This window comes from Anaerotignum sp. (assembly GCF_030625865.1).
Lineage (GTDB): Bacteria > Bacillota > Clostridia > Lachnospirales > Anaerotignaceae > Chakrabartyella.
Genome location: NZ_DAOUQB010000065.1, coordinates 1 through 7,683, shown reverse-complemented (window position 1 = coordinate 7,683; position 7,683 = coordinate 1). Strand labels below are relative to the sequence as shown.

The window sequence follows — 7,683 nt, the reverse complement described above, 5'->3', positions numbered from 1 at the left end:
CGTTAAGACCCATATTAAAACTCCCTTCGTTATTTTATTCTTTGCAGTTGGCGGACTACAAATTTTATTATAACGAAGGGAGTTCCTTTTTCGCCTCATCGCCGTAGGCTTTTTTGAACCACGCGTCTAACGCGTGGTTTTCTTTTCCACAATCAAGGCACCTTTATAAAAAAGGTGCCCTTACTACCGTTTGAAATAAAAATTTTTGCCATCAACGTTCTCCTTGGATAATCCCCAAAATTCTTCCAATAATCCGTCAGATATATATTTTCAATATTTTTTAATTTGAATGAATCATTTCTTGCATCTATTTTTTTAATTAAACATACAGCTAGTTTTTTGAACTTACAACTGCATTTCAAACGGTAGCAAATTTCAACCCCAAAGCTTTACCTTTGTTTTTTTGCTGCAAAAAATCAATTAAACAACACCAAGTGTTCCTAATGTAATTACTGCAATCGTTGCAAATAAAGGAATAACTACAGTAACCATACCAATGTGAATATAGCTTTCTTTATGCGTCATACCTGTAATACCAAGAAGTGTAATAACAGCGCCATTATGTGGCAAACTGTCTAAGCCACCACAAGCAACAGCAGCAACCCTATGGAGTACCTGTATATCAATACCCTTTGCAACAGCCTGATCCATAAAAGTACGTCCAAATGCTTCAAGCGCAATACTTACACCACCAGAGGCAGAACCTGTGATACCAGCAAGAGCAGAACTTGAGATTGCAGTTGTAATCAACGGATTTGAAGAAATTCCCATTAATGCGCCACCTACGATACCAAAAGCCGCAAGAGTCTTGATAACATTACCGTAACCAACCTCAGATGCTGTGTTCATGATTGCAAGGAAGGAACCTTGAACACCTTCTTTAAGCGTAGCCATAATACCATTTTTAAATCTCTTTACGTTTAATGAGATTCCAACAATAATTGCTACAATTAAAGATACAATTAAGCTCCAGTTTCCAAGTACAGCAGCCGTAGTTGTGTTATACTGTTCTTGCAAATACACAAATTCCATATTGGGGAAAACAACCTTTGATAAAATAAAGTTTCCAACGAGCACAATTAAAATTGGAATCATTGCCATACCAAAAGAAGGTGCTTCACTTACATCTACAATGTTTAAATTTTCGTTAGGATGAACACCATATCCTTCGCCAGCTTTTCTTGCTTTTGCAGCTCTTGTAACAATCCACATAGTACCACCGAAAAACATAATCAGTGATGCTACAATACCTAAAACAGGTGCTGCAAAAAGGTCAGTTCCTAAATATTTCATAGGAATAGCATTCTGAATCTGTGGTGAGCCGGGAAGTCCTGTCATAGAGAAGGTAAACGTACCCATAGCAATCGCACCTGGCAACAATCTCTTTGGAATATTTGCTTCTCTAAATAAAGCCGCAGCGATTGGATAAAGAGCAAATGCTGCAACGAACATAGAAACACCGCCATAAGTAATAAGACCACCAGCAATTACAATTGCCCAGATTTCTTTGCCTTTACCTACTTTTTTAGCAATAAACATAGCTATTGAATTAGCTGTACCTGTGTCGTCCATTACCTTACCGAATAAAGCACCTAATAAGAATACCGGATAGTAATTCTTAACATAATTAGCCGCATTGGTCATAAATGTTTCTGTATATGTAGCTAAAAGATGAACTTCACCACCGTCAAAAAGTGCAAAGGATGTAGCAACTAAAGCTAAAACTGGTGCCAAAAGAATAACTGACCAACCTCTATATGCTAGGTAAATCAAAAGGCATAAAGATAATATAATACCTAATAATCCAAACATAATTTCCCTCCTAATTAATTATAATAAGAATAAATGACAAAATATTTCACTTTGCTTCTAGCCCTCCTTTCAAATACGATACACATTGATACATCACATCGTAGAGCCATTTTGTTCAATGTGCTGTGATAAGAGAATACCTATATCTTATAAACTAAAATCCCACAATTTTAGCATTTTAGTGATTAAAAGGATAGATAAGCAAGCTGATTATTTCCCTGCAAAATTTGCTGGTCTTTTTTCAAGGAAAGCCGCAACGCCTTCTACTTTATCACTGGTTGAAAAGAGGAGTCCGGTTACATCTCTTTCGAGGTCAAGTGCATTATCCATATCCATTTCCTTACCTCTGTTGATCGCAACCTTACACATTGAAATTGCTTTCGGTGCTTTAGTAAAAATTGTTGCCATCATTTCTCTAGCTGAGTCAAGAAGTTCTTCAGGAGCAACTACCTTATTAACAAGACCAATTGAAAGTGCCTCTTCCGCCTTAACCTGTCTTGCTGTATAAATGAGCTCTTTCGCAATTCCATAACCTACAAGTCTTGTTAATCGCTGTGTTCCACCGAAGCATGGCATAATACCAAGGTTAACTTCCGGCTGACCGAAAACTGCTTTTGTACTAGCAATTCTAATATCACAAGCCATAGCAACTTCGTTGCCACCACCAAGTGCATACCCGTTTACAGCAGCAATAACTGGCTTTTCAAGTCTTTCAATTGAGTTACAGCACATCTGTCCAAGCTCTGAACATTTTCTTCCGCCCATAGCATCAAGTGGAACAAATTGTGTAATATCTGCACCTGCAATAAAACCTTTGCCTTCAGCTGTGATAATAACACCGTTAATGGAATCATCATCAGCAATGCAGTTCATAATTTTAATCATTTCCTCCATTGTTTCAGCATTTAAGGCGTTAAGTGCCTTTGGCCTATTCATTGTTAAAATAGCAACCCCTCCTTCAATCGCAACAACAATGTTTTTGATACTTTCTTTAAGTTCTACTAACTTCATTAAAACCACTCCTTAAATAAAAATATTTGAAATAACAAGTCATTATTTGCCAAGCCCCATTGGTTCATCCTTGAAAATTCTTCCGTCCATAAGCTTAATCTCGCCCTCCATTTTAGGAACAAATCCCATAAGATCGATAATTTGTGTTTGAATATCAATGCCAGGAGCAACTTCAACAAGATGTAAGCCATCATTTCTAAGTTCAAAAACTGCTCTTTCCGTTATATACATAACAGGTTGATTTGTTTTGTTTGCATACGTTCCGCTGAAAGTGATATGTTCAACTGCATCTACAAACTTTTTCTCAGAACCTTCTTTTGTAATAATCATTTTGCCATCTTCCACTGCCGTTTTAAGACCACCTGCTGTAAATGTTCCGCAGAAGAATACTTTTTTCGCATTCTGTGTAATATTGATAAAGCCTCCGCAACCTGCAATTCTTGGACCAAACTTACTTACATTTACGTTTCCATCGCTGTCCGTCTGTGCAAGACCAAGAAAAGCAAGATCAATTCCGCCTCCATCATAGAAGTCAAACTGATAATTCTGATCGAGGTAGCAGTCAGCATTAATGGAACTTCCGAATTGTGAGCCACCTAAAGGAATACCCCCAACGGGACCTGCCTCAACCGTAAGCGTCATATAATCGCCAATACCTTCTTCGTTGGCAACCATTGAAACATACTCAGGTACACCAATTCCAAGGTTAACAACCGTACCCTCTCTAAGCTCCATAGCAGCTCTTCTTCCGATTACTTTTTTCGCCGAAAGAGGAATTGCCTGCACATCACCTGCCGGTGCTTTTGCTGCACCACAAAGTGTAGGGTCAAATGATTTTCCAATGCATTGCTCATGCTCTTCAGGTGTTGAAACAACAACATAGTCAACATAAATCCCAGGAATTTTAACAAGTTTCGGGTCTAATGTTCCTTCTTTCACAACTCTTTCAACCTGAACAATAACAAGCCCTCCACTGTTTTTTGCTGCCTGAGCTGCTGAGGTTGCATCAACGGGTGTAACTTCTTTTTCTAAAGTTACGCAGCCAGTTTCGTCAGCATATGTTCCTCTAATAAAACATACATTGATCGGGAATGCCTTGTAGAAAAGAGTTTCATTGCCTTCAATTTCAATGAGCTTAACCATGTCTTCTTTTGTTTTGCTGTTAAGCTTACCTCCAGAAATTCTTGGGTCAACATAAGTGTTTAAACCAACATGAGAAATGATGCCAGGTTTTCCACCTGCAATTGCTCTGTAAAGCTGTGCCAGAGCACCTTGCGGGAAATTATAGCCTTCAATTTTATTGTCCATGATAAGTTGTCCAATGTTTGGAGCAAGGTTATAATGACCTGCTATTACCCTTTTTGTCATTCCTTCATGTGCAAATCTGTCTGCACAGCTACCATCGCGATTACCAAGTCCAGCTGCGTAGAACAAAGTAAGATTTTTAGGTGCACCTGTTTCTAAAAACTTCTTTTCGAGAGCTTTTGTAAGTGATTCGGGATTTACACTTCCAACAAATCCGTTTACCGCCACTGTATCATTTTCTTTCACTAATGAAGCAGCCTCTTGTGCTGATATTATTTTTACTTTTCTCATTTTTCCCCTCCCATTTTTTAACAATTAACTTAATATTTAATTTGCTATGAATTTTTTAACACAAATTTCCGTAGTTCAATTATTTTGCCGAAAAATTTATGTATTTTAGTAATTGAGTTGGTAAAAATTTAAATATTTATTAGATATCAAAATAAGAAATAATTAAATCTAAATAATATCTTTGTAAAAATCATATAACATGTTATAATGACTTAAAATAAAGACAAATTTATTCAAATTTATTCAAAACTATTCAAGTTGAATAGTTTGAAGTCAAATATATTCATAAGCCTGTCAAGACTTATGAAATAAGGAGATGAAAAATTATAGAAAATTATGGATCAACTTTGAAACACTTCATTCGATTTACAAATAGTAAGCTAAACTCAATTGCAAATATAACGGGCTATGATGTATCCTATATAAGTAAGTGGTGCAATCAATCAAAGCTGCCCTCAACAAAAACTTATATTTCAATAAATTCAAAGCTTTCTAAAATATTTGCTGAGGAAATTTTGAACCAGGATTTATTTGATGACTTTTGTTCAGAATTTGAAATTGAAACTACACCTGTTCAACTTCAAAATTGTATTAATCTACTTCTTAAAAACACCTTTAAGGCTACCCTTGAAAGCCAAGACAAGAAAACCTCTGATAAGCAAAAAAACCAAACAGAAGTATTCATTGGTCAAAGCGATATTTCAAACTTCATTAACTCAACCTTTTTTGAAATAATAATGAACAGCACAGAACCTATTGAAATGTTATGTACAATGGACGTTTCACGTCTCGTCTCATTCCTAAACTATAATACAAATAATGTGTGCCCTAGACCAACATCACAGATTTTTGCAAAGGTTGGATTAAGCCTTGACACAATGGATGACAAGGCTTTGCTAAATCTTTATTATTTTATTAATAAATATCATAATGTTTTTTTTGATTTTTTTGACAACTCAACCTTTAAAGAGAGCAACCTTATTGTTATTAAGAATAAAATGGCAATTTTAGCTTCCCTTAATTCCAATGGGAACTTTGAAATGCTTTCTGTCATAACAGACCTTGAAAAAGTGGATGCAATTTTCACAAATACATCCTCGCTTTTTAAGATGAATCATCTTCTTATTTTACCTATGACTTCAAAGGAAATGGTTATGGGGGGATATAGAAGTAACTTTTACGCTTTAAACAATTATCAGATTTTTCTTGCCAAAGGTTTTGAATATCTTCTTCCACAAAACTTAATTGATAGTGTGGTGAAAGCAGCGTACGAGCAAGGCTACGATGGTTCAATGGAAAAAATGTTAAGAAAACTTTTAGGATTGTGGGAAGAACTTTTTAACTACGAGACCTTGGACTTTTTTATGATGAAAACTGATTTAATTAAATATCTTGAAGATGGTGAATTTTATTGCACAGATATTATATACAGAATGAGTATTGAAGAAAGAAAGGCACATATTGAAAGGGTTATAGAGATCTGTGATTTAAATCCAAAAATCAACTTCTATATAATAGAAGATGAAACTATTTCGTATCCCAATAAGCATGCTTTGTTTTCAATTTATAATAATAATAGTAAACTGTTTTTAAAAAATACAAAAAGTTTTTATGATTCAATTGGTCCGCAGTTTTATGGTGTTTTAAACGAAAACCTTATAGAAAAAATCAGTATGGGCATGGAATCTTTAAAAAAAGCAAATTGCTGTTACCATTTTTCAGCATCAAGTCTTAGAGAATTTAAAGAAAAATACAGGGTAATGATTGATAGAATTATGTCCTTAAGTGAAATTAACAATATGTTTTAAATAATATACCTAGTTGGCACGATTTCTTTTGTTTTTTCGTTTCTCTCATCTTTTCTTAAAAAAAGAAAATAATCAGATGACCTTTATGAACCGACCGTTGATATTTCTTCTATGGACAATTCATATTTGAAAAAGGTAAAAGCTGCTCAAAAGACATTAACCCGTGACACCATTAGCGTCTTTAAAATAAAACGTCCAAATTATATGGTTCGAACACATTTTTAATTTGGTGCTTTAGCTCCAATAAACCACCAGCTATGCTGGTGGAGTAAAATGCTTATAGCAGTAATAAACCTCCTTTGATAACATTAAAGTGGTTCCCCAACCGCTAGTATATTAAAGGAGGTTTTGTCATGGCTGACATAAAAAGTTTATCACATTCAAAATGGAGATGTAAATATCATATTGTTTTTGCACCGAAGTACAGAAGGCTAGAGATATATGGAAAAATAAAAGCTGATATAGGGGTGATTTTAAGAAAACTATGTGAACAGAAAGCAGCAGAAATAATTGAAGCGCAGGCATGTCCAGACCATATCCATATGTTGGTGGAAATACCACCAAATTTAAGCGTTGCACAATTTGTAGGTTTTTTGAAAGGAAGAAGTGCGCTGATGATATTCGACAGACATGCAAATTTAAAATATAAATATGGAAACAGACATTTTTGGTGTAGAGGATATTATGTAGATACAGTAGGACGAAATGAGGGTGTAATAAAAGACTATATAAAGAGCCAGTTACAAGAGGACATTATGGCAGATCAAATATCGTTAATAAATTCTTCGGGTGTGGGGACTTCTCCCCTGCGGGGAACCTGCTCCTGATAGGCTTTTATAATACTATCATCATTCGATGTAAAAGCGTATTCAAGTGCTGCCTTCATTTCGATTTTAACTTCTTTCATGCTTATACCATTTTGCTTTGCTATTTTTCTGTAAACACTACGATTACTCATATGAACAACTCCTTTTTTCATTTTATGGTTATACTGTATAATCGTAAATCTAATTATATTATACTTTAGTTATAGAATAAACATACAGTATAACTAAAAGAAGTGTTCTTATGAATGTAAAAGATGTAACTATTCGTTTTCCTCAAGAAATGTTAGATAAAATAGCGTATGTTGCCGATTACGAGGGACGTTCTGTTAACAGCCACGTCTTGGTTCTTGTGCGTCAAAACATTGCAGACTTCGAGAAAATACATGGCAAAATCGAAGGAGATATTGGTCCTGATGTCAATGTAAAGCCACCTAGAAAAAACTAAAACAATCCCGATACAAAAAAATTCATCCTTGTATCGGGATTGTTTTTCATTATTTTACGACAATTTCTTGTTTTGGAATAAACTCAAGTTTCAACTGCATATCCATTCCTTCAGCAAGCCTTTGTAAAAGGGAAAGAGTGGGATTTGCATTGCCATTTTCAAGTTTGCTGATGTCTGCTTGGTT

8 protein-coding genes are annotated in these 7,683 nt (G+C 35.0%); 3 read left to right on the top strand and 5 right to left on the bottom strand.

Features of this window, described 5'->3' with window-relative positions; all coding sequences use genetic code 11:
* Positions 1-420: 420 nt before the first annotated feature.
* The 3 genes from P9Q65_RS12695 to P9Q65_RS12685 all read right to left on the bottom strand — a co-directional run bounded on the left by P9Q65_RS12695 (position 421) and on the right by P9Q65_RS12685 (position 4,419).
* The gene (locus tag P9Q65_RS12695; protein WP_304509848.1) at positions 421-1,812 is read right to left on the bottom strand and encodes a GntP family permease; all 1,392 of its coding nucleotides are present in this window, start codon (positions 1,810-1,812) and stop codon (positions 421-423) included.
* 210 nt (positions 1,813-2,022) lie between these two features.
* A complete protein-coding gene (locus P9Q65_RS12690; protein WP_304509846.1) occupies positions 2,023-2,823 on the bottom strand; it encodes an enoyl-CoA hydratase-related protein in 801 nt (266 codons plus the stop codon).
* 42 nt (positions 2,824-2,865) lie between these two features.
* Positions 2,866-4,419: an acyl CoA:acetate/3-ketoacid CoA transferase gene (locus P9Q65_RS12685; protein WP_304509845.1), complete on the bottom strand. Its 1,554-nt coding sequence runs from the start codon at positions 4,417-4,419 to the stop codon at positions 2,866-2,868.
* Positions 4,420-4,934: 515 nt separating this feature from the next.
* Here P9Q65_RS12685 and P9Q65_RS12680 point away from each other — a divergent pair.
* Both P9Q65_RS12680 and tnpA read left to right on the top strand, forming a co-directional pair.
* Positions 4,935-6,227: a hypothetical protein gene (locus tag P9Q65_RS12680; protein WP_304509844.1), complete on the top strand. Its 1,293-nt coding sequence runs from the start codon at positions 4,935-4,937 to the stop codon at positions 6,225-6,227.
* A gap of 353 nt (positions 6,228-6,580) precedes the next feature.
* On the top strand, positions 6,581-7,054 hold the full coding sequence (gene tnpA, locus P9Q65_RS12675; RefSeq protein ID WP_304509842.1) for an IS200/IS605 family transposase: 474 nt from the start codon (positions 6,581-6,583) through the stop codon (positions 7,052-7,054).
* Here tnpA and P9Q65_RS12670 read toward each other — a convergent pair.
* Complete coding sequence (locus tag P9Q65_RS12670) at positions 6,991-7,206, bottom strand: sporulation initiation factor Spo0A C-terminal domain-containing protein (protein ID WP_442870852.1); 216 nt, start codon at positions 7,204-7,206, stop codon at positions 6,991-6,993. The two genes, tnpA and P9Q65_RS12670, sit on opposite strands and share 64 nt — an antisense overlap.
* An 89-nt stretch (positions 7,207-7,295) precedes the next feature.
* Between P9Q65_RS12670 and P9Q65_RS12665 the strand changes: the two genes are divergently transcribed.
* Positions 7,296-7,499, top strand: a complete 204-nt coding sequence (locus tag P9Q65_RS12665) for an Arc family DNA-binding protein (RefSeq protein ID WP_304509838.1) — start codon at positions 7,296-7,298, stop codon at positions 7,497-7,499.
* Positions 7,500-7,548: 49 nt separating this feature from the next.
* Here P9Q65_RS12665 and P9Q65_RS13340 read toward each other — a convergent pair.
* Positions 7,549-7,683 (bottom strand): helix-turn-helix domain-containing protein (locus P9Q65_RS13340; RefSeq protein ID WP_442870853.1); only part of this gene is annotated, 135 nt, incomplete at its 5' end.

Excerpts from the sequence above, each read along its gene's own strand:
- P9Q65_RS12685 (WP_304509845.1), bottom strand. The coding sequence starts at position 4,419 with ATGAGAAAAGTAAAAATAATATCAGCACAAGAGGCTGCTTCATTAGTG.
- P9Q65_RS12665 (WP_304509838.1), top strand. The coding sequence starts at position 7,296 with ATGAATGTAAAAGATGTAACTATTCGTTTTCCTCAAGAAATGTTAGAT.
- P9Q65_RS12695 (WP_304509848.1), bottom strand. The coding sequence starts at position 1,812 with ATGTTTGGATTATTAGGTATTATATTATCTTTATGCCTTTTGATTTAC.
- tnpA (WP_304509842.1), top strand. The coding sequence starts at position 6,581 with ATGGCTGACATAAAAAGTTTATCACATTCAAAATGGAGATGTAAATAT.
- P9Q65_RS12670 (WP_442870852.1), bottom strand. The coding sequence starts at position 7,206 with ATGAAAAAAGGAGTTGTTCATATGAGTAATCGTAGTGTTTACAGAAAA.
- P9Q65_RS12690 (WP_304509846.1), bottom strand. The coding sequence starts at position 2,823 with ATGAAGTTAGTAGAACTTAAAGAAAGTATCAAAAACATTGTTGTTGCG.